Annotated in this window: 21 protein-coding genes; 18 read left to right on the forward strand and 3 right to left on the reverse strand. The window is 57.3% G+C overall.

Annotation, left to right across the window (positions count from 1 at the left end; all coding sequences use genetic code 11):
- Window positions 1-15 precede the first annotated feature (15 nt).
- From livF to ugpQ, 6 genes are all read left to right on the forward strand, one after another.
- On the forward strand, window positions 16-729 hold the full coding sequence (livF, locus tag KGA69_RS07855) for a high-affinity branched-chain amino acid ABC transporter ATP-binding protein LivF (RefSeq protein WP_086538103.1): 714 nt from the start codon (window positions 16-18) through the stop codon (window positions 727-729).
- 271 nt (window positions 730-1,000) lie between these two features.
- Window positions 1,001-2,317 (forward strand): sn-glycerol-3-phosphate ABC transporter substrate-binding protein UgpB, encoded by a 1,317-nt coding sequence (ugpB, locus tag KGA69_RS07860; protein ID WP_045394824.1) that lies wholly within the window; start codon window positions 1,001-1,003, stop codon window positions 2,315-2,317.
- A gap of 106 nt (window positions 2,318-2,423) precedes the next feature.
- Complete coding sequence (gene ugpA / locus KGA69_RS07865) at window positions 2,424-3,311, forward strand: sn-glycerol-3-phosphate ABC transporter permease UgpA (RefSeq protein WP_015369328.1); 888 nt, start codon at window positions 2,424-2,426, stop codon at window positions 3,309-3,311.
- The gene (ugpE, locus tag KGA69_RS07870) at window positions 3,308-4,153 is read left to right on the forward strand and encodes a sn-glycerol-3-phosphate ABC transporter permease UgpE (protein WP_015369329.1); all 846 of its coding nucleotides are present in this window, start codon (window positions 3,308-3,310) and stop codon (window positions 4,151-4,153) included. The genes ugpA and ugpE overlap by 4 nt, the downstream gene beginning before the upstream one ends.
- Window position 4,154: 1 nt before the next feature.
- Window positions 4,155-5,225 carry a sn-glycerol-3-phosphate import ATP-binding protein UgpC gene (locus tag KGA69_RS07875; RefSeq protein ID WP_032709316.1) on the forward strand — a complete coding sequence of 357 codons (1,071 nt, stop codon included), beginning with the start codon at window positions 4,155-4,157 and terminating at the stop codon, window positions 5,223-5,225.
- Window positions 5,222-5,962 carry a glycerophosphodiester phosphodiesterase gene (gene ugpQ, locus KGA69_RS07880; RefSeq protein ID WP_020077771.1) on the forward strand — a complete coding sequence of 247 codons (741 nt, stop codon included), beginning with the start codon at window positions 5,222-5,224 and terminating at the stop codon, window positions 5,960-5,962. Before KGA69_RS07875 ends, ugpQ begins: the two co-directional genes overlap by 4 nt.
- 23 nt (window positions 5,963-5,985) lie before the next feature.
- On the opposite strand, the gene KGA69_RS07885 is transcribed toward ugpQ, so the two are convergent.
- Entirely contained in the window at window positions 5,986-6,306 is a 321-nt protein-coding gene (locus KGA69_RS07885) for a DUF2756 family protein (RefSeq protein WP_045375783.1), read from the reverse strand.
- A gap of 124 nt (window positions 6,307-6,430) precedes the next feature.
- Between KGA69_RS07885 and ggt the strand changes: the two genes are divergently transcribed.
- Window positions 6,431-8,176, forward strand: a complete 1,746-nt coding sequence (gene ggt, locus KGA69_RS07890) for a gamma-glutamyltransferase (RefSeq protein WP_032713162.1) — start codon at window positions 6,431-6,433, stop codon at window positions 8,174-8,176.
- Between the two features lie 86 nt (window positions 8,177-8,262).
- On the opposite strand, the gene yhhY is transcribed toward ggt, so the two are convergent.
- Window positions 8,263-8,751, reverse strand: coding sequence for an N-acetyltransferase (gene yhhY, locus KGA69_RS07895; protein ID WP_045394825.1), 489 nt, complete (start codon window positions 8,749-8,751; stop codon window positions 8,263-8,265).
- A 228-nt stretch (window positions 8,752-8,979) separates the two neighbouring features.
- Window positions 8,980-9,627, reverse strand: a complete 648-nt coding sequence (locus KGA69_RS07900; protein ID WP_045394826.1) for a bactofilin family protein — start codon at window positions 9,625-9,627, stop codon at window positions 8,980-8,982.
- Window positions 9,628-9,892: 265 nt separating this feature from the next.
- Here KGA69_RS07900 and KGA69_RS07905 point away from each other — a divergent pair, with 265 nt between their 5' ends.
- From KGA69_RS07905 to glgP, 11 genes are all read left to right on the forward strand, one after another.
- A complete protein-coding gene (locus KGA69_RS07905; protein ID WP_045394887.1) occupies window positions 9,893-10,930 on the forward strand; it encodes an oxidoreductase in 1,038 nt (345 codons plus the stop codon).
- 121 nt (window positions 10,931-11,051) lie between these two features.
- Entirely contained in the window at window positions 11,052-11,747 is a 696-nt protein-coding gene (locus KGA69_RS07910) for a pirin family protein (RefSeq protein ID WP_045394827.1), read from the forward strand.
- Window positions 11,748-12,041: 294 nt separating this feature from the next.
- Complete coding sequence (gene gntR, locus KGA69_RS07915) at window positions 12,042-13,037, forward strand: gluconate operon transcriptional repressor GntR (protein ID WP_015369338.1); 996 nt, start codon at window positions 12,042-12,044, stop codon at window positions 13,035-13,037.
- A 193-nt stretch (window positions 13,038-13,230) separates the two neighbouring features.
- The gene (gntK, locus tag KGA69_RS07920; RefSeq protein ID WP_015369339.1) at window positions 13,231-13,761 is read left to right on the forward strand and encodes a gluconokinase; all 531 of its coding nucleotides are present in this window, start codon (window positions 13,231-13,233) and stop codon (window positions 13,759-13,761) included.
- Complete coding sequence (gene gntU / locus KGA69_RS07925; protein ID WP_015369340.1) at window positions 13,761-15,101, forward strand: gluconate transporter; 1,341 nt, start codon at window positions 13,761-13,763, stop codon at window positions 15,099-15,101. Before gntK ends, gntU begins: the two co-directional genes overlap by 1 nt.
- Window positions 15,102-15,575: 474 nt before the next feature.
- Entirely contained in the window at window positions 15,576-16,682 is a 1,107-nt protein-coding gene (gene asd / locus KGA69_RS07930) for an aspartate-semialdehyde dehydrogenase (RefSeq protein WP_015369342.1), read from the forward strand.
- A gap of 237 nt (window positions 16,683-16,919) precedes the next feature.
- Entirely contained in the window at window positions 16,920-19,103 is a 2,184-nt protein-coding gene (gene glgB / locus KGA69_RS07935; protein WP_032706494.1) for a 1,4-alpha-glucan branching enzyme, read from the forward strand.
- Entirely contained in the window at window positions 19,103-21,079 is a 1,977-nt protein-coding gene (glgX, locus tag KGA69_RS07940) for a glycogen debranching protein GlgX (protein WP_213292972.1), read from the forward strand. Before glgB ends, glgX begins: the two co-directional genes overlap by 1 nt.
- A 68-nt stretch (window positions 21,080-21,147) precedes the next feature.
- Window positions 21,148-22,443, forward strand: coding sequence for a glucose-1-phosphate adenylyltransferase (glgC, locus tag KGA69_RS07945; RefSeq protein WP_015703688.1), 1,296 nt, complete (start codon window positions 21,148-21,150; stop codon window positions 22,441-22,443).
- Window positions 22,443-23,876, forward strand: a complete 1,434-nt coding sequence (gene glgA, locus KGA69_RS07950; protein WP_045394829.1) for a glycogen synthase GlgA — start codon at window positions 22,443-22,445, stop codon at window positions 23,874-23,876. The genes glgC and glgA overlap by 1 nt, the downstream gene beginning before the upstream one ends.
- 17 nt (window positions 23,877-23,893) lie before the next feature.
- Window positions 23,894-26,341, forward strand: coding sequence for a glycogen phosphorylase (glgP, locus tag KGA69_RS07955; RefSeq protein ID WP_047047942.1), 2,448 nt, complete (start codon window positions 23,894-23,896; stop codon window positions 26,339-26,341).
- Window positions 26,342-26,554: the final 213 nt, after the last annotated feature.

Here is a 26,554-nt window from a genome sequence, read left to right on the forward strand (position 1 = left end):
GTGGTGACGCATAAGATGGAAAAAGCGATGTTAACTTTTGACAATGTCAGCGCCCACTACGGCAAGATTCAGGCGCTGCACAACGTCAGCCTGCATATCAAACAGGGTGAGATCGTCACGCTTATCGGCGCTAACGGCGCGGGGAAAACTACCCTGCTCGGCACGCTGTGCGGCGATCCGCGGGCCTCCAGCGGGCGCATTGTCTTTGACGGTAAGGATATTACCGACTGGCAGACGGCGAAAATCATGCGTGAAGCGGTGGCGATCGTGCCGGAAGGGCGACGCGTCTTTTCGCGCATGACGGTGGAAGAGAACCTGGCGATGGGCGGTTTTTTTGCCGACCGCGACCAGTTTCATACCCGCATCAAATGGGTGTATGAGTTGTTCCCGCGTCTGCATGAACGCCGTATTCAGCGCGCCGGCACCATGTCCGGCGGCGAGCAGCAGATGCTGGCGATCGGTCGCGCTCTGATGAGCCAGCCGCGCCTGCTGCTGCTTGATGAGCCTTCATTAGGGCTGGCGCCGATTATCATTCAGCAGATTTTCGACACCATCGAGCAGCTGCGTGAACAGGGGATGACTATCTTCCTGGTTGAGCAGAACGCCAACCAGGCGCTGAAGCTGGCCGATCGAGGCTACGTACTTGAAAACGGTCACGTGGTGCTTGAGGATACCGGCGATGCGCTGTTAGCCAACGAGGCGGTGCGCAGCGCCTATCTCGGCGGTTAGTTCATCGTAACCCGGCGTCGTTCGCTTCGCCGGTTTGTAGCCCGGGCGAGGCGCTTGCGCCGACCCCGGGAGCCGATCGCACAAATATTATCCGTGTCTCAGCTCCCACTTTACTTCCCCCATCCTTTCATCGGCTTGTCATCTCTCTGACCCGTTACTATCTTTTTTTTGTAATAAAAAAGTTATTTTTCTGTAATTCGAACATGTCATGTTACCCCGCGAACATAAAACGCGTGAAATCGCGCATCCGGAACAACAAGAGAGATAACCGATGATATCGTTACGACATACAGCTTTAGGACTGGCGCTGAGCCTGGCATTTGCTGGTCAGGCACTGGCAGTAACCACCATCCCTTTCTGGCATTCAATGGAAGGGGAGCTAGGTAAAGAAGTTGATTCTCTGGCGCAACGTTTCAACGCGGCCAATCCTGATTACAAAATTGTTCCGGTGTACAAAGGCAACTACGAACAGAGCCTGAGCGCCGGTATCGCTGCCTTCCGTACCGGCAACGCGCCGGCGATTCTGCAGGTGTATGAAGTTGGTACCGCCACCATGATGGCGTCAAAAGCCATTAAGCCGGTATACCAGGTCTTTAGCGATGCGGGTATTAAGTTCGATGAATCGCAGTTCGTGCCGACGGTGTCCGGTTATTACACCGATTCAAAAACCGGTCATCTGCTCTCCCAGCCGTTTAACAGCTCCACGCCGGTGCTGTACTACAACAAAGACGCCTTCAAGAAAGCGGGCTTAGACCCTGAGCAGCCGCCGAAAACCTGGCAGGATCTGGCGGCCTACACCGCGAAGCTGAAAGCGTCCGGGATGAAGTGCGGCTACGCCAGCGGCTGGCAGGGCTGGATCCAGATTGAAAACTTCAGCGCCTGGCACGGCCTGCCGGTCGCCACGAAAAATAACGGTTTTGACGGCACCGACGCGGTGCTTGAGTTCAACAAGCCGGAGCAGGTGAAACATATCGCCCTGCTCGAAGAGATGAACAAGAAGGGCGATTTCAGCTATTTCGGGCGTAAGGATGAATCCACCGAGAAGTTCTATAACGGCGACTGCGCGATCACTACCGCGTCATCCGGCTCGCTGGCGGATATTCGTCAGTACGCGAAATTCAACTACGGCGTCGGCATGATGCCTTACGACGCCGATGTTAAAGGCGCGCCGCAGAACGCCATTATCGGCGGGGCCAGCCTGTGGGTGATGCAGGGCAAGGACAAAGAGACCTACACCGGCGTGGCGAAGTTCCTCGACTTCCTGACCAAACCGGAAAACGCCGCCGAGTGGCACCAGAAAACCGGCTATCTGCCGATTACCACCGCGGCCTACGATCTGACGCGCCAGCAGGGCTTCTATGATAAGAACCCGGGCGCTGATATCGCCACCCGCCAGATGCTGAATAAGCCGCCGTTGCCGTTCACCAAAGGCCTGCGCCTGGGCAACATGCCGCAAATTCGCACCATCGTCGATGAAGAGCTGGAGAGCGTGTGGACCGGCAAGAAAACCCCGCAACAGGCGCTGGACTCCGCCGTTCAGCGCGGGAATCAACTGCTGCGCCGTTTCGAGCAAGCCACCAAATCGTAATCTGTAACTTGCCCGGTGGCGCTGCGCTTACCGGGCCTACGATGTGCCCTATGTAGGCCGGGTAAGGCGTAGCCGCCACCCGGCATTGTTCAGGAACCAAATCTCAATGTCATCATCCCGTCCGGTATTCCGCTCGCGCTGGCTGCCCTATGTGCTGGTCGCGCCGCAGCTGATTATCACGCTGATTTTCTTTATCTGGCCCGCGGGCGAAGCGCTGTGGTACTCGCTGCAGAGCGTCGATCCGTTTGGCCTTTCCAGCCAGTTTGTCGGCCTGGATAACTTCGTCACGCTGTTCCACGACCCGTACTATCTGGACTCGTTCTGGACGACCATAAAATTCAGCACCCTGGTAACCGTCAGCGGCCTGCTTATTTCGCTGTTTTTTGCCGCGCTGGTCGACTATGTGGTGCGCGGCAGCCGCTTTTATCAAACGCTGATGCTGCTGCCGTATGCCGTGGCCCCCGCTGTCGCGGCGGTGCTGTGGATCTTCCTCTTCAATCCCGGACGCGGGCTGATCACGCATTTTCTTGGCGAATTGGGTTACGACTGGAACCACGCGCAAAACAGCGGCCAGGCGATGTTCCTGGTGGTCTTCGCCTCGGTCTGGAAGCAGATAAGCTACAACTTCCTGTTCTTCTTCGCCGCGCTGCAGTCGATCCCGCGTTCGCTGGTTGAGGCCGCCGCCATCGACGGCGCCGGGCCGATTCGCCGCTTCTTCAAGCTGGCGCTGCCGCTGATTGCGCCGGTGAGCTTCTTCCTGCTGGTGGTCAACCTGGTTTACGCCTTCTTCGATACCTTCCCGGTGATCGATGCCGCCACCGCCGGCGGCCCGGTGCAGGCGACCACCACCCTAATCTACAAAATTTATCGCGAAGGTTTCGCCGGGCTCGATCTTTCCGCTTCCGCCGCGCAGTCGGTGGTGCTGATGTTCCTCGTCATTATCCTGACGGTGGTGCAGTTCCGTTACGTTGAAAGTAAGGTGCGTTACCAATGATTGAGAACCGTCGCGGGCTGACGATTTTCAGCCACACCATGCTGATTCTGGGCATTGCCGTCATTTTATTCCCGCTGTACGTCGCCTTCGTGGCGGCGACGCTGGATAACAAATCGGTATTTGAAACGCCGATGACGCTGATCCCCGGCGGGCATCTGCTGGAGAACATGAAGACCATCTGGGTGAACGGCGTCGGCGTCAACAGCGCGCCGTTCTGGCTGATGATGCTCAACAGCTTCATCATGGCGTTCGCCATTACGGTCGGCAAAATCGTGGTGTCGATGCTTTCGGCGTTCGCCATCGTGTGGTTCCGCTTTCCGCTGCGTAACCTGTTCTTCTGGATGATCTTTATCACCCTGATGCTGCCGGTCGAGGTGCGTATTTTCCCGACGGTGGAAGTGATCGCCAACCTCAAAATGCTCGACAGTTATGCCGGGTTAACGCTGCCGTTAATGGCTTCGGCTACCGCCACCTTCTTGTTCCGCCAGTTCTTTATGACCCTGCCGGACGAGCTGATTGAAGCGGCGCGTATCGATGGCGCTTCGCCGATGCGCTTCTTCCGCGACATCGTGCTGCCGCTGTCGAAAACCAACCTCGCCGCGCTGTTCGTTATCACCTTTATCTACGGCTGGAACCAGTATCTGTGGCCGTTGCTGATTATTCAGGATGTGAATCTTGGCACCGCCGTCGCCGGTATTAAAGGCATGATCGCCACCGGCGAAGGTACTACCCAGTGGAATCAGGTGATGGCGGCGATGCTGCTGACCCTGATCCCGCCGGTCGTCATCGTTTTAGCCATGCAGCGCGCGTTTGTGCGCGGCCTGGTCGATAGTGAGAAATAAAATGGCTGGTTTAAAACTACAGGCAGTAAGCAAAAGCTGGGATGGCAAAACCCAGGTGATTCAACCGCTGACGCTGGACGTGGCGGACGGGGAGTTTATCGTTATGGTCGGCCCGTCAGGCTGCGGGAAATCAACGCTGCTGCGGATGGTCGCCGGACTTGAACGGGTGACCAGCGGCGATATCTGGATTGACCGTAAACGGGTGACCGAGATGGAGCCGAAAGATCGCGGCATCGCGATGGTGTTCCAGAACTATGCGCTTTATCCGCATATGAGCGTGGAAGAGAACATGGCGTGGGGGCTGAAGATTCGCGGCATGGGTAAGGGATTGATCGCCGAGCGCGTGCAGGAGGCGGCGCGTATTCTTGAGCTGGATGGCCTGCTCAAGCGCCGCCCGCGGGAACTGTCCGGCGGTCAGCGCCAGCGCGTGGCGATGGGCCGCGCTATCGTGCGTGACCCGGCGGTTTTCCTGTTCGACGAACCGTTGTCAAACCTCGACGCCAAGCTGCGCGTGCAGATGCGTCTGGAACTGCAGCAGCTGCATCGGCGCCTGAAAACGACTTCGCTGTATGTCACCCACGATCAGGTCGAAGCGATGACCCTCGCCCAGCGGGTGATGGTGATGAATAAAGGCATTGCCGAGCAGATCGGCACGCCGGTTGAGGTGTATGAAAAGCCAGCCAGCCGCTTTGTGGCGAGCTTTATCGGCAGCCCGGCCATGAATCTACTGGAGGGGCGGGTGAGCGATGACGGCGGCCGCTTTGAGCTGGAAGGCGGCATACAGCTGCCGATGAATCACGAGCATCGGCGCCACGCCGGGCGTAAAATGACTCTCGGTATTCGCCCGGAGCACTTTATTTTAAGCTCGCAGGCGCAAGGCGGCATCCCGCTGCTGATGGATACGCTGGAAATTTTAGGTGCCGATAACCTCGCCCACGGGCGCTGGGGCGAGCAGAAGCTGGTGGTCAGATTGCCGCATCAGCAGCGCCCGGCGGGCGGCAGTACGCTATGGCTGCATCTGCCATTGGAACATCTGCACCTCTTTGATGGTGAAACAGGACAACGCGCATGAGTAACTGGCCTTATCCCCGCATCGTCGCCCATCGCGGCGGCGGTAAACTGGCGCCGGAGAACACCCTGGCGGCTATCGACGTCGGCGCCCGCTACGGGCACACGATGATTGAATTTGACGCCAAGCTGTCGAAGGACGGGCAGATCTTTCTGCTGCATGACGATAATCTCGAACGCACGAGCAATGGCTGGGGCGTGGCGGGCGAGCTGGCGTGGGACGATCTGCTGAAGGTCGATGCCGGCAGCTGGTACAGCCGCGAGTTTAAGGGCGAACCGCTGCCGCTGCTCTCCCAGGTGGCGGAGCGCTGCCGCCGTCACGGCATGATGGCGAATATCGAAATTAAGCCGACTACCGGGCAGGGGCCGCAGACCGGAAAAGTGGTGGCGCTGGCCGCGCGCGATCTGTGGGCCGATATGACCGCGCCGCTGCTCTCATCCTTTGAAATTGATGCGCTGGAAGCGGCGCAGGAAGCCGCGCCCGAGCTGCCGCGCGGGCTGCTTCTGGATGAGTGGCGCGATGACTGGCGCGAATTGACCGCCCGGCTGGGCTGCGTCTCAATTCATCTCAATCACAAGCTGCTGGATGCGGCGCGGGTGGCGAGCCTGAAACAGGCCGGCCTGCATATTCTGGTGTATACGGTCAATAAACCCCAGCGCGCCGCCGAGCTGCTGCGCTGGGGCGTAGATTGCATCTGCACCGATGCTATTGACGTCATCGGGCCGAATTTCCAGCCTTAAGACTGATTTGCGGCAGACGATCTTTACGGGTTAGTCTGCCGCAGCATTCCGCCGTTGTTGTTCGGCAGTACCTGCGGCTGCGAATTGAGATTGCCGCCCTGCGCCGCGCGCTGCTGATTGGTCTGCAGCTGATTTTGCAAATGCTGCTGCTGCGTGCGGGTCTGGTTGTTCAGATTCTGCTTCAACATGCTTTGCTGCTGCTGTTGCTGCACCTTCATCTCATTTTGCATACGCTGCTGGCTGGGCACCACATAACCCGGCTGGTTAGGGTTGTTATCGATGTTGATCGGCTGTGCTAAAACGCCGAGCGGCATCAGCGCCGCCAGGAATAAAATCGCTTTCATTGTTTTCTCCTCCCGTGCGTGGGATCACTTAAGTGTACCTCGAATTCGCCATAACAATGATTTTTTAGGAGTTATCAACCAGGCTTAAGCCGGGATATAAAACCTACCTTTCAGGAGTAAGACAATGATAAAAACAACAATATGGCGTCAGGTGGTCATCGCAGCGTTACTGGCGGGGGGCAGCTTTACCGTCGCCGCCAATCCGCCGCCCCCGCCGCCGGTCTCGTATGGCGTTGAGGAAGATGTGTTTCACCCGGTGCGCGCCCAGCAGGGGATGGTGGCCTCGGTGGATGCGCTGGCGACCCGCGTCGGCGTAGATATTCTGCGTCAGGGCGGCAACGCCGTCGATGCAGCGGTGGCTGTCGGCTACGCGCTGGCGGTCACGCATCCGCAGGCCGGTAATATCGGCGGCGGCGGGTTTATGATGCTGCGTACTAAAGACGGTAAAACCACGGCGATCGATTTCCGCGAGATGGCCCCGGAACAGGCCACCCGCGATATGTTCCTTGATGAACATGGCAATCCTGACAGTAAAAAATCGCTGACTTCGCATCTCGCTTCCGGCACGCCAGGCAGCGTCGCGGGTTTCTCACTCGCGCTGGAAAAATACGGCACCATGCCGCTAAACAAAGTGATCCGCCCGGCAATTAAGCTGGCGGAAGAGGGGTTTATCGTTAATGATGCGCTGGCTGACGATTTAAAAACCTACGGCAGCGAAGTGATCCCGCAGCATGAAAACAGCAAAGCGATCTTCTGGAAGAACGGCGAGCCGCTGAAAAAAGGCGACCGGCTGGTGCAAAAGAATCTGGGGAAAAGCCTGGAGCTGATTGCCGAGCACGGCCCGGACGCCTTCTATAAAGGGGCTATCGCCGACCAGATTGCCGGCGAGATGAAAAAACACGGCGGGCTTATCACCAAAGCCGACCTCGCCAACTACAAGGCCGTGGAGCGTACGCCGATTAGCGGTGAATATCGCGGCTATGAGGTCTACTCCATGCCGCCGCCGTCCTCCGGCGGGATCCACATCGTGCAGATCCTCAATATCCTCGAAAACTTCGATATGCAGAAATATGGCTTTGGCAGCGCCGACGCCATGCAGGTAATGGCGGAAGCGGAGAAACACGCCTACGCCGACCGTTCTGAATATCTCGGCGATCCTGACTTCGTCAAAGTGCCGTGGCAGGCGTTGACCAGCAAGGCTTACGCCAAAGCGATAGCCGCCGAGATTGACGTAAACAAGGCGAAGCCTTCCAGCCAGATCCGTCCAGGCAAGCTGGCGCCGTATGAAAGCAACCAGACCACCCACTTCTCGGTGGTCGATAAAGACGGCAATGCGGTGGCGGTCACCTATACGTTGAATACCACCTTTGGCACCGGCATCGTAGCCGGCGACTCCGGAATTATACTCAACAACCAGATGGATGATTTCTCGGCGAAGCCCGGCGTGCCTAACGTTTATGGTTTAGTTGGCGGCGACGCCAATGCGGTAGGGCCGAAAAAGCGCCCTCTGTCGTCGATGTCGCCGACGATTGTGGTGAAAGACGGGAAAACCTGGCTGGTGACCGGTAGCCCGGGCGGTAGCCGTATTATTACCACCGTGCTGCAAATGGTGGTCAACACCATTGATTTCGGGATGAACGTCGCGGAAGCCACCAACGCGCCGCGCTTCCACCACCAGTGGCTGCCGGACGAGCTGCGGGTGGAGAAAGGTTTTAGCCCGGATACCGTGAAATTGCTGGAAGCGAAAGGGCAGAAAGTTGCGCTGAAAGAGGCGATGGGTAGTACCCAGAGCATTATGGTGGGGCCGGACGGCACGCTGTATGGCGCTTCCGATCCGCGTTCGCCCGGAGATTTGACCGCGGGGTATTAAGGTGTTGCCCGGTGGCGCTGCGCTTACCGGGCCTACAATTGTGCGAACGTAGGCCGGGTAAGGCGAAGCCGCCACCCGGCAACACGCTACTTCATTCTCGCCATATAATACGCATCCACATACTCGCCGTTGCGCAATGCGTAACCCTTGGCGGTGCCTTCGATCTCAAAGCCGTACTTCTTATACACCGCGACCGCCGGGGCGTTATCGGCAAAGACGGTGAGTTCGATGCGATCGACCCGCAGCCAGTTGTCGCACATATCAATCATGGTGCGCATCAGGGCGCTGGCGACGCCTCGGTTATGCCAACGCGAATCTACGCTGATACCAAAATCGGCGACGTGGCTACGGCGGGGGCGTTGGACGACGGCAATGCTTAAATGGCCGACGACTTGCCCATCGATACAGGCCACCAGCTGCTTCACGCCGGGAGTATCGGTTAGCCGCTCCCGCCACATATGCTCGGATGGATGAGGAACCTGTAGCGTGTTGTGATACACCTCCGGCTGGGCGTGAATTTGACGAATCGCGTCAACATCTTTCGGTTCAGCATGGCGTATCACGATGTCACTCATTCCTTGTTCCTCATTCAGGTGAAAAGTCCCATTAAACATCACTGACTACGGCGTTTGAGTCAACACGCATTATTTGCAAAAAAAATGTAGACAAGTGCGAATGAGAATGATTATTATTGTCCTGCATTCAGGGGGACCCGTGCGGAAAGCCTGAAAGCACGACATTGCTCACATTGCTTCCAGTATTACTTTAGCCAGCCGGGTGCTGGCTTTTTTTTTTGCGTCAATTCAGGCGTGTTGCGATTTGGCGGATTTCACCGCTTCTTCTGCGATCAGGCCGACGATATTGTTTTTATTTTTGCTCTCCGCGGTGGCCAATACCTCCGCGCTGCCGGTAAACAGGCCTCCCTTTTTAATCGCCAGCGTGCGATAGGCAAGGGTGCCGTCGAGGTTGCCATGTTCCTCAATAGCGATGCTATCGCCACGGCACTGGCCGTGTACCTTGCCGTCGACGATCAGCTCCCGGCAGCTTATATTGCCCTCCACGTGACCCTCGCGCATCACCTTAATCAGATGTTCTTTGGCCTCAATGTTGCCGGTGACCTGGCCATGGATATAGACATGACCGCAGGCGACGATATTGCCGACAAAATGCACCCCGCTGGCGATCACGGTGGTTTCCTGTTTTTTGACGCTTGCCGTTTCCGGTTCTGTTGCCGCCACGGTTGGCGCAGCGACTTCAGCAGCCTGCGCTTCGGTTTTATTTTTCTTCATAAACATAGCGTTAATTTTTTCCCGTTGGGTATGAGTAAGGAAAGCGAAGAGGGTGCAGGCGGCCGCCAGGCGCGCCAGCGCGGTCTCATCGCTAAACCAGGCGATCAGGGCGAGAAGCCAGAAAAAAATGGCGCAGTTTATGGCGAGATACTTTTTTTCCATCAGCAGCGGCTGGCTACTCCGTTAGTCTTTAGCAACGTCCTGGTTTTGCCCTTCACTTATCCGCAGTTTCGTCATTGGAATCAAGACTTTCTGTTGAAAAATAGCGTTTTAATGACTTATTAATCAATCTCTTATTAAAAATTACGTATGAGTGATAACCGAAATATTTTGCCGGTGAATTTTCCTGCTCAGAGGAAAAGGAGGATGAAGTGAGCCGCCTGCTTGCGCTATGGTTAAAGGCAGCACATCAACTAAGGACAGCGTTATGATTCTGCACTGCGCATTTATTGGCTTTGGTAAAAGCACGACCCGCTACCATCTTCCTTACGTCCTGCATCGCAAAGACAGCTGGCACGTCGCGCATATTTATCGCCGCAGCGCCAGGCCGGAAGAACAGGCGCCGGCGTATTCCCATATCCACTTCACCAGCGACCTCGATGAAGTGCTGAATGACCCGCAGGTCAAGCTGGTAGTGGTCTGCACCCATGCTGATAGCCACTTCGAATACGCGAAGCGGGCGCTGGAAGCCGGGAAAAACGTACTGGTTGAAAAACCCTTCACCCCGACGCTTGCAGAGGCGAAGACCCTGTTCGCGCTGGCGAAAAGCAAAGGGTTGACGGTGACGCCTTACCAGAACCGCCGCTTCGATTCCTGTTTCCTGACCACCAAAAAGGTGATTGAAAGCGGGAAGCTCGGCGAACTGGTGGAAATTGAAAGTCATTTTGATAACTACCGACCGGTGGCGGAAACCATCCAGGGGGGACCGCAAAGTGGCGATTTCTACGGTCTCGGCGTACATACCATGGATCAGATCATTTCGCTGTTTGGTCGCCCGGATCATGTTGCCTACGATCTGCGCTCACTACGTAATAAAGCCAATCCCGATGACACGTTTGAAGCTCAACTGTTTTATGGCGACCTGAAAGCGATCGTCAAAACCAGCCACCTGGTGCAGATTGACTACCCGAAATTTATCGTTCATGGGCATAAAGGCTCGTTTGTGAAATACGGTATTGACCAGCAGGAGACCAGCCTGAAGGCCAACATTATGCCGGGCGATGCGGGGTTCGGCGCCGATGACAGCGTGGGGCAACTGGTCTACATCAACGAGGCGGGCGTGGCGGTACGTGAAGAGGTGCCGCTGGAAACCGGCGACTACGGACGAGTGTATGACGCGCTGTATGACACCCTCGTTAACGGCCAGCCGAATTACGTCAAGGAATCTGAAGTTCTCACCAATATGGAGATTCTGCAGCGCGGCTTTGAACAGCCTTCTCCGGCCACCATTACCCTCGCGAAATAAGAAACGCTGGCTCCTCGCCGCTTGTTCATATTTTTTGAACAGAGGAGTCAATTTTCACCCTCTATGATCGCCGGCGGAATGGGTCCACACTTACTCCATCGAAAACATACGGGGGTGCAACATGATCTACTTACGCAAAGCTAACGAACGTGGCCACGCTAACCATGGCTGGCTGGATTCCTGGCATACTTTCTCTTTCGCCAACTACTACGACCCGAACTTTATGGGTTTCTCCGCGCTGCGCGTGATTAATGATGACGTAATCGACGCCGGCCAGGGGTTTGGCACCCATCCGCACAAAGACATGGAAATCCTGACTTATGTGCTGGAAGGGGCGGTTGAGCACCAGGACAGCATGGGTAACAAAGAGCAGGTTCCGGCCGGCGAGTTCCAGATCATGAGCGCGGGTACCGGCGTGCGTCACTCTGAGTACAACCCGAGCAGCACCGACCGCCTGCGTTTGTATCAGATCTGGATTATTCCAGAAGAAACCGGCATTACGCCGCGCTACGAGCAGCGCCGCTTTGATGCCGCGCAGGGCAAACAGCTGGTGCTGTCGCCAGATGCGCGCGAGGGTTCGCTGAAAGTGTACCAGGATATGGAGCTGTATCGCTGGGCGCTGCTGAAAGATGAGCAGTCGGTTCACCAGATTGCCGCGGAACGTCGCGTGTGGATCCAGGTAGTGAAAGGCGAAGTGACGATTAACGGCACCAAAGCCACCACCAGCGATGGTCTGGCGATTTGGGACGAGCAGGCGATTTCGGTTCACGCCGACAGCGATAGCGAAATATTGCTGTTCGATCTGCCGCCGGTTTGATACGCGTCATCCTTCAAGCCGCATTTTTGTTGGCTCTCCTCACTCACCCCGGTCGCGTACCCTTTGTACGCTTCCGGGGATTAAATGAGGGACATCCCTGTCCCTCACCGAAGGCAGCCTTTGGCTGTTCAAATTCGTTACTGCGAATTTGTCGTGCGTTGCCGCCTCAATGCAACTTGAATGATTTTGCGTATTAACTCTAAATAAATCTTTTGGCCCTTTTTTCTCCGGGAAGGTTGCGCTTTGTCCGTGATAAACTGAGAAAATGTTTTCCAGCCGATCACAGTCAGGACGATGAAAAAGAAAAGACCCGTACTTCAGGATGTAGCCGATCTTGTCGGCGTGACCAAAATGACGGTCAGTCGCTATTTACGTAACCCGGAACAGGTTTCTGAGGCCCTGCGTGGCAAGATTGCCGTTGCACTCGATGAGCTGGGTTATATTCCCAATCGTGCTCCTGATATTCTCTCCAACGCCACCAGCCGCGCCATCGGCGTGCTGCTGCCATCGTTAACCAACCAGGTCTTCTCGGAAGTGCTGCGCGGCATCGAAAGCGTCACCGACGCCTTCGGTTATCAAACCATGCTGGCGCACTACGGCTATAAGCCGGAGATGGAAGAGAAGCGTCTCGAATCGATGCTCTCCTGGAATATTGACGGCCTGATCCTCACCGAACGTACCCACACGCCGCGCACGTTGAAAATGATTGAAGTGGCCGGGATCCCGGTGGTTGAGCTGATGGACAGCCAGTCGCCGTGCCTCGACATTGCCGTCGGTTTCGATAACTTCGAAGCGGCGCGGCAGATGACGGCGGCGATTATCGCCCGCGGCCACCGCCACGTTGCTTATCTCGGCGCGCGTCTTGATGAACGTACTATCATCAAACAGAAGGGGTACGAGCAGGCGATGCTCGATGCCGGCATGACGCCCTACAGCGTGATGGTGGAGCAATCTTCTTCTTACTCGTCGGGGATTGAGCTGATGCGTCAGGCGCGCCGCGAATATCCGCAGCTCGACGGTATCTTCTGTACCAACGATGACCTCGCGGTCGGCGCGGCGTTCGAGTGCCAGCGTCTGGGGCTGAAAATCCCGGACGACATGGCGATAGCCGGTTTCCACGGTCACGATATCGGTCAGGTGATGGAGCCGCGTCTCGCCAGCGTACTGACCCCGCGCGAGCGCATGGGCCGCATCGGCGCCGAGCGTCTGCTGGCGCGCATCCGTGGTGAGACGATTACCCCTAAGATGTTAGATTTAGGTTTCACATTGTCACCGGGTGGATCTATTTAAACCGACAAGTTTGAAGTAGATCACACATATTCACATCTGGCACGAATGGTTATTGCTTCTCCCAGGGTCCGGCATGACAATGTTACCGATAACAGTTACCCGTAACACTCGCCCGTAATCATTAACCAGTACGCCGCTTTCGCGCTGTATCAGTCAGCCCCGGCGCGGCGTACCAGTCCAGTGGGAGGACGCTTTGAGCACGACTAACCATGATCACCACGTCTATGTCCTGATGGGCGTTTCCGGCAGTGGTAAATCCGCCGTCGCCAGCGAAGTGGCGCATCAACTGAAAGCCGCGTTTCTCGATGGCGATTTTCTGCATCCGCGCAGCAACATCACCAAGATGGCTTCCGGCGAGCCGCTGAACGACGATGACCGCACCCCGTGGCTGCAGGCGTTGAATGACGCGGCATTTGCCATGCAGCGTACCAACAAAGTTTCGCTGATCGTCTGCTCGGCGCTGAAAAAAAGCTACCGCGACATTCTGCGCAAAGGCAACCCGAACCTCTCCTTTATCTACCTGAAAGGCGACTTCGATGTGATTGAAAGCCGTCTGAAGGCGCGTAAAGGGCACTTCTTCAAAACCCAAATGTTGGTGACGCAGTTTGAAACACTGCAGGAACCAGGCGCTGACGAAAGCGATGTGCTTATCGTCGATATCGACCAGTCACTGGAAGGCGTGGTCGCCAGCACCATTGAGGTGATTAACAAAGGCAGTAACTAGTGAGTACTTTAACGCTTGTTTTAACAGCAGTCGGCTCGGTATTGCTGCTGCTGTTTTTAGTCATGAAGGCGCGTATGCACGCCTTCGTGGCTTTGATGGTGGTTTCTATTGGCGCAGGTCTCTTTTCCGGTATGCCGCTGGATAAAATCGCGGCGACGATGGAAAAAGGGATGGGCGGCACGCTGGGCTTCCTGGCGATAGTCGTCGCGCTGGGCGCGATGTTCGGTAAAATTTTGCATGAAACCGGCGCGGTCGACCAGATTGCGGTGAAAATGCTGAAGTCCTTCGGCCATAACCGCGCGCACTATGCGATTGGTCTTGCCGGTCTTATCTGCGCGCTGCCGTTGTTCTTTGAAGTGGCGATCGTGCTGCTGATTAGCGTCGCGTTTTCCATGGCGCGCCATACCGGCACTAACCTTGTGAAGCTGGTGATCCCGCTGTTCGCCGGCGTAGCCGCCGCCGCGGCATTCCTGCTGCCGGGGCCTGCGCCGATGCTGCTGGCTTCGCAGATGCACGCCGATTTCGGCTGGATGATCCTGATTGGCCTCTGCGCCGCTATTCCGGGGATGATTATCGCCGGTCCGCTATGGGGCAACTTCATCAGCCGCTACGTTGAGCTGCATATTCCTGACGATATCAGCGAACCGCATCTCGGCGAAGGTAAAATGCCGTCCTTCGGCTTTAGCCTCTCGCTGATCCTGCTGCCGCTGGTGCTGGTCGGCCTGAAAACCATCGCCGCGCGCTTTGTGCCGGTGGGATCCACCGCCTATGAATGGTTCGAGTTTATCGGCCACCCATTCACCGCGATTCTGGTTGCCTGCCTGGTAGCGATTTACGGCCTGGCGGTACGTCAGGGGATGGCGAAAGATCGCGTGATGGAGATCTGCGGCGCGGCGCTGCAGCCGGCGGGGATTATTCTGCTGGTGATTGGCGCAGGCGGCGTCTTCAAGCAGGTGCTGGTGGACTCCGGCGTCGGCCCGGCGCTCGGCGAAGCGCTGACTGGCCTGGGTCTGCCGATTGCGATTACCTGCTTCGTGCTGGCGGCTGCCGTGCGTATTATTCAGGGCTCCGCGACCGTGGCGTGCCTGACGGCGGTCGGCCTGGTGATGCCGGTCATTGAGCAACTGAACTACAGCGGCGCGCAAATGGCGGCTCTCTCCATCTGTATCGCGGGTGGTTCGATTGTGGTAAGTCACGTCAACGATGCCGGCTTCTGGCTGTTCGGTAAGTTCACCGGCGCCAGCGAAGCGCAGACGCTGAAAACCTGGACGATGATGGAAACCATCCTTGGCACCACCGGCGCCATTGTCGGGATGATTGCTTTCCAGCTGCTGAGCTAAGTAAAAATAATTTCCCCGGACACCACCACGGTATCCGGGGGAAAAACCAGGGTAATACCGCTTACCCTGGATTCTCTTCGGTAACACGTTTTTTTCCCCTCTTTTCCACTTCCTTTTGCCGTAAATATCAGCTCTACGACAATGATCGTATTGCTCGTCAGGCCTTGCGGCGCAAGGCTTTGTCCGTTTTTTTTCGCAAGCGTGAAAGCGATATTTTTCGCGCTGAATCCATAATCAGGATCAATAAAATAGCGACGGAAAATATTCCATTACGCGGGTTATTTGCCCGATAATCTTTACGCTTTTTATGACTACCAGCGACGGTAGGCGGAGTGCGGGATAAGTTGCTTTTCTGATTGGCGCGCAATCATTGATTAATTTCACTTGCGACTTTAGCTGCATTTTGTAATGTGAAGGACATCCCAGTTGGAAACTGGCCTGGCACTAACAGCACACACCTCGCAGGAATACGTTATGAAAAATGTTGGTTTTATCGGTTGGCGTGGAATGGTCGGCTCTGTTCTCATGCAACGCATGGTGGAAGAGCGTGATTTCGACGCCATTCGCCCTGTTTTCTTCTCCACCTCTCAGCTGGGTCAGCCCGCGCCGTCATTCGGCGGCAGTACCGGGGGTACGCTTCAGGATGCATTCGATCTCGAAGCGCTGAAGGCGCTGGACATTATTGTTACCTGCCAGGGCGGCGATTACACCAACGAGATTTACCCGAAGCTGCGCGAAAGCGGCTGGCAGGGGTACTGGATTGACGCGGCGTCTTCGCTGCGCATGAAAGACGATGCGATCATTATTCTCGACCCGGTTAACCAGGATGTGATTACCGCTGGCCTGAATAACGGCATTAAAACCTTCGTCGGCGGTAACTGTACGGTGAGCCTGATGCTGATGTCCCTCGGCGGCCTGTTTGCCCATGACCTGGTGGAGTGGGTCAGCGTGGCGACCTACCAGGCGGCTTCCGGCGGCGGCGCGCGCCATATGCGCGAACTGCTGAGCCAGATGGGCCAACTGCATGGCCACGTGGCGAGCGAGCTGGCGAACCCGGCGTCCGCGATTCTCGATATCGAGCGCAAAGTGACGTCGCTGACCCGCAGCGGCGATCTGCCGGTCGATAACTTTGGCGTGCCGCTAGCGGGCAGCCTGATCCCATGGATCGACAAACAGCTTGATAACGGCCAGAGCCGCGAAGAGTGGAAAGGCCAGGCGGAGACGAACAAAATTCTCGCCACCGCGTCGCCGATCCCGGTCGATGGTCTGTGCGTGCGCGTCGGCGCGCTGCGCTGCCACAGCCAGGCGTTTACCATCAAGCTGAAGAAAGATGTTTCTATCCCGACCGTTGAGGAACTGCTGGCCGCGCATAACCCGTGGGCCAAAGTGGTGCCAAACGATCGCGACATCACCATGCGCGAGCTGACCCCAGCCGCGGTGACCGGCACCCTGACCACCCCGGTAGGGCGCCTGCGTAAACTGAACATGGGTCCTGAGTACCTGTCGGCCTTTACCGTCGGCGACCAGCTGCTGTGGGGCGCCGCCGAACCGTTGCGCCGCATGCTACGACAGCTGGCGTAAACGCAGGACAAACGATAAGGGGTGTGGATACACCCCTTTTTTTTGCGTAATACAAGGAGTAAACGCGGATGTTGGATTTTTCCCCACGGAGGTAACGCAGCCTTGGCTATGCTTTAAGTAAGGAGTTCCTTACCTGAAGGTGGGACGGAGCAGGAGGATGCACGTTGGTGCTGCGCCGTTCAGGTCAAAAAAGTCGCCGGGTACAGGAAAGGGCGACACTTACAACAGGATGAAAGCATGTCGAATCGAATCGATAGAGACGTGATTAATGCGCTTATTGCAGGTCATTTCGCGGATCCCTTTTCCGTGCTTGGCATGCACCGCACCGAGGCGGGGCTGGAAGTTCGCGCATTATTACCAGATGCCACCGAAGTGTGGGTTATTGAACCGAAAACCGGGCGTAAAGTCGGCAAACTCGAATGCCTCGACTCGCGCGGATTCTTTAGCGGCCTCCTGCCGCGGCGTAAAAACGCTTTTCGCTACCAGCTGGCCGTCACCTGGCACGGACAGCAAAACCTGATTGACGACCCTTACCGTTTCGGCCCGCTGCTGCAGGATGTTGATGCCTGGCTGTTGTCCGAGGGGACGCACCTGCGCCCTTACGAAACTCTGGGCGCGCACGCCGACACCATGGATGGCGTCACCGGTACGCGCTTTTCGGTTTGGGCGCCAAACGCCCGCCGGGTCTCGGTGGTGGGGCAATTTAACTACTGGGATGGCCGACGCCATCCGATGCGCCTGCGCAAAGAGTCCGGTATCTGGGAACTCTTCATTCCCGGCGCGCTTAATGGCCAGCTGTATAAATTCGAGCTGATCGATGCTCATGGCAATCTACGGGTCAAAGCCGATCCTTACGCCTTCGAGTCGCAGATGCGCCCGGAAAGCGCGTCGCTTATCTGCGATTTGCCGCCCAAAGTCGAGCAGCCGGCGGCGCGCAAAGCCGCGAACCAGTTTGATGCGCCGATCTCTATCTATGAAGTGCACCTCGGGTCCTGGCGCCGCCATACCGACAATAACTTCTGGCTAAGCTACCGCGAACTGGCGGACCAACTGGTGCCTTACGCAAAATGGATGGGCTTCACCCATCTCGAACTGCTGCCGGTGAACGAACACCCGTTCGACGGCAGCTGGGGCTACCAGCCGACCGGCCTCTATGCGCCGACACGCCGCTTCGGTACCCGTGAAGATTTCCGCTATTTCATCGATGCCGCCCACGCCGCGGGCCTTAACGTGATCCTCGATTGGGTTCCGGGTCATTTCCCGGCGGATGACTTTGCGCTGGCCTCATTTGACGGCACCTCGCTGTATGAACACAGCGATCCGCGCGAAGGTTACCACCAGGACTGGAATACGCTTATCTATAACTACGGCCGCCGCGAAGTCAGCAATTACCTGGTAGGTAACGCGCTGTACTGGATCGAGCGCTTCGGCATTGACGCGCTGCGCGTCGACGCGGTAGCGTCGATGATCTACCGCGACTATAGCCGTAAAGCGGGCGAGTGGATCCCCAACGAATACGGCGGGCGGGAAAATCTCGAAGCGATCGAGTTTCTGCGTAACACCAACCGTATTCTCGGCGAGCAGACGCCAGGGGCGGTAACGATGGCGGAAGAGTCCACCGATTTTGCCGGCGTGACGCGTCCGCCCGCCGACGGCGGCCTCGGCTTCTGGTTCAAATGGAATCTCGGCTGGATGCACGACACGCTGGATTATATGAAACTCGATCCAGTCCATCGTCGCTACCATCACGACAAAATGACCTTCGGCATGCTCTACAACTACACCGAGAACTTCGTGCTGCCGCTCTCCCACGATGAAGTGGTGCACGGCAAAAAATCGATTCTCGACCGCATGCCGGGCGACGCATGGCAGCGCTTTGCCAACCTGCGCGCCTATTACGGCTGGCTGTTCGCCTTCCCGGGCAAAAAGCTGCTGTTTATGGGCAATGAATTCGCCCAGGGCCGCGAGTGGAACCACGACGCCAGTCTCGACTGGCATCTGCTGGAGGGCGGCGACAACTGGCACCACGGCGTCCAGCGGCTGGTGCGCGACCTGAACCATACCTACCGCCACCATAAAGCGTTGCATGAACTTGATTTCGATCCCTACGGCTTCGAATGGCTGGTGGTCGACGATCATGAGCGTTCGGTATTTATCTTTGTGCGCCGCGATAAAGCCGGCAATGAGATTATCGTCGCCAGCAACTTCACGCCGGTGCCGCGGCACAACTACCGTTTCGGCATCAACCAGCCGGGACGCTGGCGCGAGGAGCTGAATACCGACTCGATGCATTATCACGGTAGTAACGCCGGAAATGGCGGAGTGGTTGAGAGCGAGTCCGTCGCCAGTCACGGTCGTCAGCATTCGTTGTCGATTACCCTGCCGCCGCTGGCGACCATCTGGCTGGTACGGGAGGCCTGATGACGACGCTTGCCGCGGGAAAACCGACGCCTTTGGGCGCCAGCTATGACGGCAAAGGGGTGAACTTCACCCTGTTTTCCGCCCACGCTGAGCGGGTGGAACTCTGCGTGTTCGACCAGCAGGGCAACGAGCGGCGCTACGACCTACCGGCGCGCAGCGGCGACATCTGGCACGGCTGGCTGGCCGATGCGCGTCCGGGGCTACGCTACGGTTATCGGGTGCACGGGCCGTGGGATCCGGCGCAGGGGCATCGCTTCAATCCGGCCAAGCTGCTGCTCGACCCCTGCGCGCATCAGGTGGCGGGCGAACTGCTGGACGACGAGCGTTTACATGGCGGGATGCATGAACCGGATGCCCGCGATAGCGCAGCCATTGCGCCAAAGTCGCAGGTAGTCGATCTGCATTACGACTGGCTCGGCGATAAACCGCCGCGCACGCCGTGGGGCGAAACGGTCATTTATGAAGCCCACGTCAAAGGGTTGACCTGTCTGCATCCGGAGCTGCCGGAGGCCATCCGCGGCACCTATCAGGCGCTGGGCCACCCGCTGATGATCGACTATTTCCGCCGCCTGGGTATTACCGCGCTGGAGCTAATGCCGGTAGCGCAGTTCGCCAGCGAACCTCGCCTGCAGCGGATGGGGCTGAGCAACTACTGGGGCTATAACCCGCTGGCGCTGTTTGCGCTGGAGCCGCGCTACGCCAGCCAGCCGCAGCGGGCGCTCGATGAGTTCCGCGATGCGGTGAAAGCGCTGCACGCGGCGGGCATCGAGGTGATCCTCGATATCGTGCTGAACCATAGCGCGGAAATCGATCTTGAAGGGCCGACCATCTCCCTGCGCGGTATCGATAACCGCAGCTATTATTGGATCAGGGACGACGGCGATTATCACAACTGGACCGGCTGCGGTAACACGCTCAACCTCAGTCATCCCGGCGTGGTGGAGTATGCCCTGCAGTGCCTGCGCTTTTGGGTTGATGAGTGCCACGTTGACGGCTTTCGCTTCGATCTGGCGTCGGTGATGGGGCGCACGCCGGAATTTCGTCAGGACGCGCCGCTGTTTGAGGCCATTCGCCGCGACCCGGTATTGTCGGCGATCAAGCTGATTGCCGAACCCTGGGATATTGGCCAGGGCGGTTATCAGGTGGGGAACTTCCCGCCGCTGTTTGCCGAATGGAACGACCATTTTCGCGATACCGCGCGCCGTTTCTGGCTGCAACAAAACGTATCGTTGGGTGACTTCGCCCAGCGCTTCGCCGCCTCCAGCGATCTCTTTGCCCGCGATGGCAAACGGCCTGCGGCGACGATCAATCTGATCACGGCGCATGATGGATTCACCCTACGTGATTGTGTTTGTTTCAATCAGAAACACAATCAGGCGAACGGCGAAGAGAATCGCGATGGGACTAACAATAACTACAGCAACAATCATGGTATAGAGGGATTAGAAGCCAATCTTGCCGTGATTGAGCGGCGGCGCGATAGCGTACATGCGCTCTTGACCACGCTGCTGCTGTCGCAAGGAACGCCGATGCTGCTGGCGGGCGATGAGCATGGCCATAGCCAGCACGGCAACAATAATGCGTACTGTCAGGACAATGCTTTGACCTGGCTGGACTGGCGGCGGGCAAATCACGGGTTAACCGCGTTTGTCGCCGCGCTTATCCACCTGCGTCGGCGCATTCCGGCGTTAACCCGTAATCAGTGGTGGCAGGAGCATGACGGCAATGTGAGCTGGCTCAATCAGTGCGGAGAACCGTTAAACGCCGACGAGTGGCAGCATGGCGCCGCGCGGCTGCAAATCCTGTTATCCGATCGCTGGCTGATCGCGCTGAATGCCACCGCTGAGGTGGCGGATATGGTTTTACCCGCGGGGGAATGGCGCGCCGTTCCTCCATTCGCCGGAGAGGATAATCCGGTCATCATGGCTGTCTGGCATGGGCCCGCGCACGGAGTTTGCGTATTTCAAAGGTCATAGTCCCTGGGGGTTTTCGGCGCGTTCATGATGAATGGGCCGTGAAGCAGGGGAATCAAAAGGAGTTAATCATGGTTGGGCTTGAAAAGAACGATCCGTTGATGCTGGCGCGTCAACTTCCTCTCAAATCGGTGGCGCTGATCCTTGCTGGCGGGCGTGGTACCCGGCTTAAGGATTTAACCATTAAGCGCGCGAAGCCTGCCGTCCACTTTGGCGGTAAGTTCCGTATTATCGACTTCGCGTTATCTAACTGTCTTAACTCAGGTATTCGCCGCATCGGCGTGATTACCCAGTATCAGTCGCACACCCTGGTGCAGCATATCCAGCGCGGCTGGTCTTTCTTCAGCGAAGAGATGAATGAGTTTGTCGATCTGCTGCCGGCGCAGCAGCGGGTACACGGTGAAAACTGGTATCGCGGTACGGCCGATGCGGTGACTCAGAACCTCGACATTATTCGTCGCTATAAAGCCGAATATGTGGTGATCCTCGCCGGCGACCACATCTACAAACAAGACTACTCGCGCATGCTGATCGACCATGTCGAAAAAGGCGCGCGCTGCACCGTCGCCTGTATGCCGGTGCCCATCGAAGAAGCATCCGCCTTTGGCGTGATGGCGGTCGACGAAAGCGAGAAGATCATCGAGTTCGTCGAGAAACCGGCCAACCCGCCGGCGATGCCGAACGACGCTACCCGCTCGCTTGCCAGTATGGGCATCTATGTCTTTGATGCGGATTACCTTTATGAACTGCTGGCCGCCGACGATCTCGACGAAAACTCCAGCCACGACTTCGGCAAAGATATCATCCCGAAAATTACCGAAGCTGGCATGGCTTATGCACATCCTTTCCCGCTCTCCTGCGTGCAGTCCGACCCGCAAGCCGAGCCGTACTGGCGCGATGTCGGGACGCTGGAGGCCTACTGGAAGGCCAACCTCGACCTGGCCTCGGTGACGCCGGAGCTGGATATGTACGACCAGCACTGGCCTATCCGTACCCATATGGAATCGCTGCCGCCGGCGAAGTTCGTGCAGGACCGCTCCGGCAGTCACGGCATGACGCTGAACTCGCTGGTTTCCGGCGGCTGCATTATCTCGGGCTCGGTGGTGGTGCAGTCGGTGCTGTTCCCGCGGGTGCGGGTGAATTCGTTTTGTAACATTGATTCGGCAGTCTTATTGCCGGATGTCTGGGTCGGGCGCTCGTGCCGCCTGCGCCGCTGCGTGATAGATCGCGCCTGCGTCATCCCGGAAGGGATGGTCATTGGGGAGAATGCGGAAGAAGATGCCAGCCGCTTCTATCGTTCAGAAGAAGGGATCGTGCTGGTTACGCGCGACATGCTGCGGAAACTGGGGCACAAACAGGAGCGATAATGCAGGTTTTACACGTATGTTCAGAGATGTTCCCGTTGTTAAAAACCGGCGGTCTGGCTGACGTTATCGGCGCGCTGCCTGCGGCGCAGATCGCAGACGGCGTGGATACCCGCGTGCTGCTGCCGGGGTATCCGGATATCCGCCGCGGGATTACCGACGCGCAGGTCGTCACCCGTCGGGATACCTTTGCCGGGCGCATCACCCTGCTGTTCGGCCATTTTAACGGCGTCGGTATCTATCTGATCGACGCTCCGCATCTCTACGATCGCCCGGGGAGCCCGTATCACGACGCCAACATGAACGCCTATACCGATAACGTGCTGCGCTTTGCGCTGCTTGGCTGGGTAGGTAGCGAAATGGCCTGCGGGCTGGATCCATTCTGGCGCCCGGAGGTGGTACACGCCCATGACTGGCATGCGGGCCTGACGCCGGCCTACCTGGCGGCGCGTGGGCGTCCGGCGAAATCGGTGTTTACGGTGCACAATCTCGCCTACCAGGGGATGTTTTACTCCTGGCATATGAATGAGATAGAGCTGCCGTGGTCGTTCTATAACATGCACGGCCTCGAATTTAACGGTCAGATCTCGTTCCTCAAAGCCGGGCTGTATTATGCCGACCATATCACGGCGGTGAGCCCAACCTACGCGCGGGAAATCACCGAACCGCAATATGCCTACGGCATGGAAGGGCTGCTGCGCCAGCGCCAGCACGAGGGCCGCTTGTCCGGCATCCTTAACGGCGTCGATGATGGTATCTGGAATCCGCAAAGCGATCTGCTGCTGGCGGCGCGCTATGACCGCGACTGCCTGGAGGAGAAAGCCGAGAATAAACGGCAGCTGCAAATCGCCATGGGGCTGAAGGTGGATGACAAAGCGCCGCTGTTCGCCGTGGTGAGCCGCCTGACCAGCCAAAAAGGGCTGGATCTGGTGCTGGAGGCACTGCCGGGCCTGCTGGAGCAGGGCGGGCAACTGGCGCTGTTGGGCGCCGGCGATCCGGTCCTGCAGGAGGGCTTCCTCGCCGCCGCCGCCGAACATCCGGGCCAGGTCGGCGTGCAGATTGGCTATCACGAGGCGTTTTCGCACCGCATCATGGGCGGCGCCGATGTGATTCTGGTTCCCAGCCGCTTTGAACCGTGCGGTCTGACTCAGCTGTATGGCCTGAAATACGGCACTCTGCCGCTGGTGCGCCGCACCGGCGGTCTCGCCGATACCGTGGCCGACTGTTCGCTGGAAAACCTCGCCGACGGCGTCGCCAGCGGCTTTGTCTTTGAGGACAGTAACGCGGTGTCGTTGCTGCGGGCCATCCGGCGCACCTTTGTGTTGTGGTCGCGGCCATCGCTGTGGCGCTACGTTCAGCGTCAGGCGATGAATATGGACTTTAGCTGGCAGGTGGCGGCGAAATCCTATCGTGAACTCTATCAACGCTTGATGTAACCACAGGAGCTATGGCTATGAATGCACCCTTTAGTTATGCATCACCCACGCTGAGCGTTGAGGCGTTAAAGCATTCTATCGCGTATAAGCTGATGTTTATCATCGGCAAAGATCCGGCGATCGCCAACAAACACGAATGGCTGAACGCCACCCTGTTCGCCGTTCGCGACCGCATGGTCGAGCGCTGGCTGCGTTCAAACCGCGCCCAGCTGTCGCAGGAAGTGCGGCAGGTTTACTATCTGTCGATGGAGTTTTTGATCGGCCGCACCCTCTCTAACGCGCTGTTGTCGTTAGGGATTTATGAAGATGTGAATAATGCGCTGGCCGATATGGGGCTCGATCTGGAAGAGCTTATTGATGAAGAAAACGACCCCGGTTTAGGCAACGGCGGTTTAGGGCGCCTGGCCGCCTGCTTCCTCGATTCGCTGGCGACGCTGGGTCTGCCGGGCCGCGGCTACGGAATCCGCTACGACTATGGGATGTTCAAGCAGAACATCGTCGACGGACGACAGAAAGAGTCGCCGGATTACTGGCTGGAGTACGGCAACCCGTGGGAGTTCGAACGGCACAATACGCGCTATAAAGTGCGTTTCGGCGGCCGCGTGCAGCAGGAAGGAAAAAATACCCGCTGGATAGAGACCGAAGAGATTATCGCCGAAGCCTACGATCAGATTATCCCCGGTTTCGATACCGATGCCACCAACACCCTGCGGTTGTGGAGCGCGCAGGCCAGTAGCGAAATCAACCTCGGTAAATTCAACCAGGGCGACTACTTCGCGGCGGTGGAAGATAAGAACCACTCCGAGAACGTTTCGCGGGTACTTTATCCGGACGATTCCACCTATTCCGGGCGCGAGCTGCGCCTGCGTCAGGAGTATTTCCTGGTCTCGGCGACGGTACAGGATATCCTCAGCCGCCACTACCAGCTGCACCGCACCTACGACAATCTGGCGGCGAAAATCGCCATTCACCTCAATGATACCCACCCGGTGTTGTCGATTCCTGAGCTGATGCGTTTGCTGATCGATGAGCACAAATTTAGCTGGGATGAAGCCTTCGAGGTGACCTGCCAGGTCTTCTCCTATACCAACCATACGTTGATGAGCGAAGCGCTGGAGACCTGGCCGGTCGATATGCTGGGGAAAATCCTGCCGCGCCATCTGCAGATTATCTTCGAGATTAACGATTACTTCCTCAAGACGCTGCAGGAGCAGTATCCCAACGATACCGCGCTGCTCAGCCGTACCTCCATCATTGATGAATCGAATGGGCGTCGGGTGCGTATGGCATGGCTGGCGGTCGTGGTCAGCCATAAAGTCAACGGCGTATCCGAGCTGCATTCGCGCTTAATGGTCGAGTCGCTGTTTGCCGAGTTTGCGAAGATTTTCCCGATGCGCTTTACCAACGTCACCAACGGCGTTACGCCGCGGCGCTGGCTGGCGTTGGCAAACCCGCCGCTGTCGCAGGTGCTGGATGAGAATATCGGCCACACCTGGCGCACCGACTTAAGCCAGTTGAGCGATCTGCTACAGCATATTGATTACCCGACGGTGAACCAGGCGGTGCGCCGCGCCAAGCTTGAGAATAAGCAGCGGCTGGCGAACTATATCGCCCAGCAGTTGAACGTGGTGGTCAATCCTAAGGCGCTGTTTGATGTGCAGATCAAACGCATCCACGAATATAAACGCCAGCTGATGAATATCCTGCACGTCATCACCCGCTACAACCGGATCAAAGCCGATCCTCAGGCGGAGTGGGTGCCGCGAGTGAATATCTTCGCCGGTAAGGCCGCGTCGGCCTACTATATGGCGAAGCATATTATTCATCTGATCAACGATGTGGCGGCGGTGGTGAACAACGATCCGCAGATTGGCGATAAGCTGAAAGTGGTGTTTATCCCCAACTACAGCGTGAGCCTGGCGCAGCTGATTATCCCGGCGGCGGATCTCTCCGAGCAGATCTCGCTGGCGGGAACGGAAGCGTCCGGTACCAGTAATATGAAGTTTGCGCTCAACGGCGCACTGACCATTGGTACGCTGGATGGCGCTAACGTCGAGATGCTGGAGCACGTCGGCGAGGACAATATCTTTATCTTCGGTAATACCGCGGAACAGGTGGAAGCCCTGCGCAGTAACGGCTATAAACCGCGCGACTACTATGAGCAGGATGAGGAGCTGCATCAGGCGTTGACGCAGATTGGCACCGGCCTGTTCAGCCCGTCGGAGCCTGGCCGCTACCGCGACCTGCTGGATTCACTGATCAACTTCGGCGACCACTATCAGGTACTGGCGGACTACCGCAGCTACGTTGATTGCCAGGATAAGGTGGACGAGCTATACCGCCATCCGGAGGAGTGGGCCAATAAAGCGATGATGAACATCGCCAACATGGGCTATTTCTCATCCGACCGCACGATCCAGGAGTACGCCAAACATATCTGGCATATCGACCCGGTTCGTTTGTAATCGGTTAAGCATCAGCAAAACGGGGCCAAAACTGGCCCCGTTTCTGTTTGTGTAGCGAACGTTTTATTCGGAAAAGTGCCGGGAGGGATTCAGGCTATTGCGGGAATATACTATTGACGTGAATTTGTCAGCAGTACGATAAATGCTCAAATAGTTTACGTTCATAGCCTAATAGCTATAATGTTGATGATAGCCTTTAGGCTATGAGGGATC

Origin of the sequence: Klebsiella sp. A52 (assembly GCF_018388785.1) — a bacterium.
Lineage (GTDB): Bacteria > Pseudomonadota > Gammaproteobacteria > Enterobacterales > Enterobacteriaceae > Klebsiella > Klebsiella aerogenes.

Bases quoted from the DNA above. Each gene is read 5' to 3' on its own strand.
- asd (WP_015369342.1), top strand. From the start codon at position 15,576: ATGAAAAATGTTGGTTTTATCGGTTGGCGTGGAATGGTCGGCTCTGTT.
- glgX (WP_213292972.1), top strand. From the start codon at position 19,103: ATGACGACGCTTGCCGCGGGAAAACCGACGCCTTTGGGCGCCAGCTAT.
- KGA69_RS07905 (WP_045394887.1), top strand. From the start codon at position 9,893: ATGATTCTGCACTGCGCATTTATTGGCTTTGGTAAAAGCACGACCCGC.
- glgA (WP_045394829.1), top strand. From the start codon at position 22,443: ATGCAGGTTTTACACGTATGTTCAGAGATGTTCCCGTTGTTAAAAACC.
- ugpB (WP_045394824.1), top strand. From the start codon at position 1,001: ATGATATCGTTACGACATACAGCTTTAGGACTGGCGCTGAGCCTGGCA.
- KGA69_RS07875 (WP_032709316.1), top strand. From the start codon at position 4,155: ATGGCTGGTTTAAAACTACAGGCAGTAAGCAAAAGCTGGGATGGCAAA.
- ggt (WP_032713162.1), top strand. From the start codon at position 6,431: ATGATAAAAACAACAATATGGCGTCAGGTGGTCATCGCAGCGTTACTG.
- ugpE (WP_015369329.1), top strand. From the start codon at position 3,308: ATGATTGAGAACCGTCGCGGGCTGACGATTTTCAGCCACACCATGCTG.
- glgB (WP_032706494.1), top strand. From the start codon at position 16,920: ATGTCGAATCGAATCGATAGAGACGTGATTAATGCGCTTATTGCAGGT.
- glgC (WP_015703688.1), top strand. From the start codon at position 21,148: ATGGTTGGGCTTGAAAAGAACGATCCGTTGATGCTGGCGCGTCAACTT.
- livF (WP_086538103.1), top strand. From the start codon at position 16: ATGGAAAAAGCGATGTTAACTTTTGACAATGTCAGCGCCCACTACGGC.
- KGA69_RS07910 (WP_045394827.1), top strand. From the start codon at position 11,052: ATGATCTACTTACGCAAAGCTAACGAACGTGGCCACGCTAACCATGGC.
- ugpQ (WP_020077771.1), top strand. From the start codon at position 5,222: ATGAGTAACTGGCCTTATCCCCGCATCGTCGCCCATCGCGGCGGCGGT.
- KGA69_RS07885 (WP_045375783.1), bottom strand. From the start codon at position 6,306: ATGAAAGCGATTTTATTCCTGGCGGCGCTGATGCCGCTCGGCGTTTTA.
- KGA69_RS07900 (WP_045394826.1), bottom strand. From the start codon at position 9,627: ATGGAAAAAAAGTATCTCGCCATAAACTGCGCCATTTTTTTCTGGCTT.
- glgP (WP_047047942.1), top strand. From the start codon at position 23,894: ATGAATGCACCCTTTAGTTATGCATCACCCACGCTGAGCGTTGAGGCG.
- gntR (WP_015369338.1), top strand. From the start codon at position 12,042: ATGAAAAAGAAAAGACCCGTACTTCAGGATGTAGCCGATCTTGTCGGC.
- yhhY (WP_045394825.1), bottom strand. From the start codon at position 8,751: ATGAGTGACATCGTGATACGCCATGCTGAACCGAAAGATGTTGACGCG.
- ugpA (WP_015369328.1), top strand. From the start codon at position 2,424: ATGTCATCATCCCGTCCGGTATTCCGCTCGCGCTGGCTGCCCTATGTG.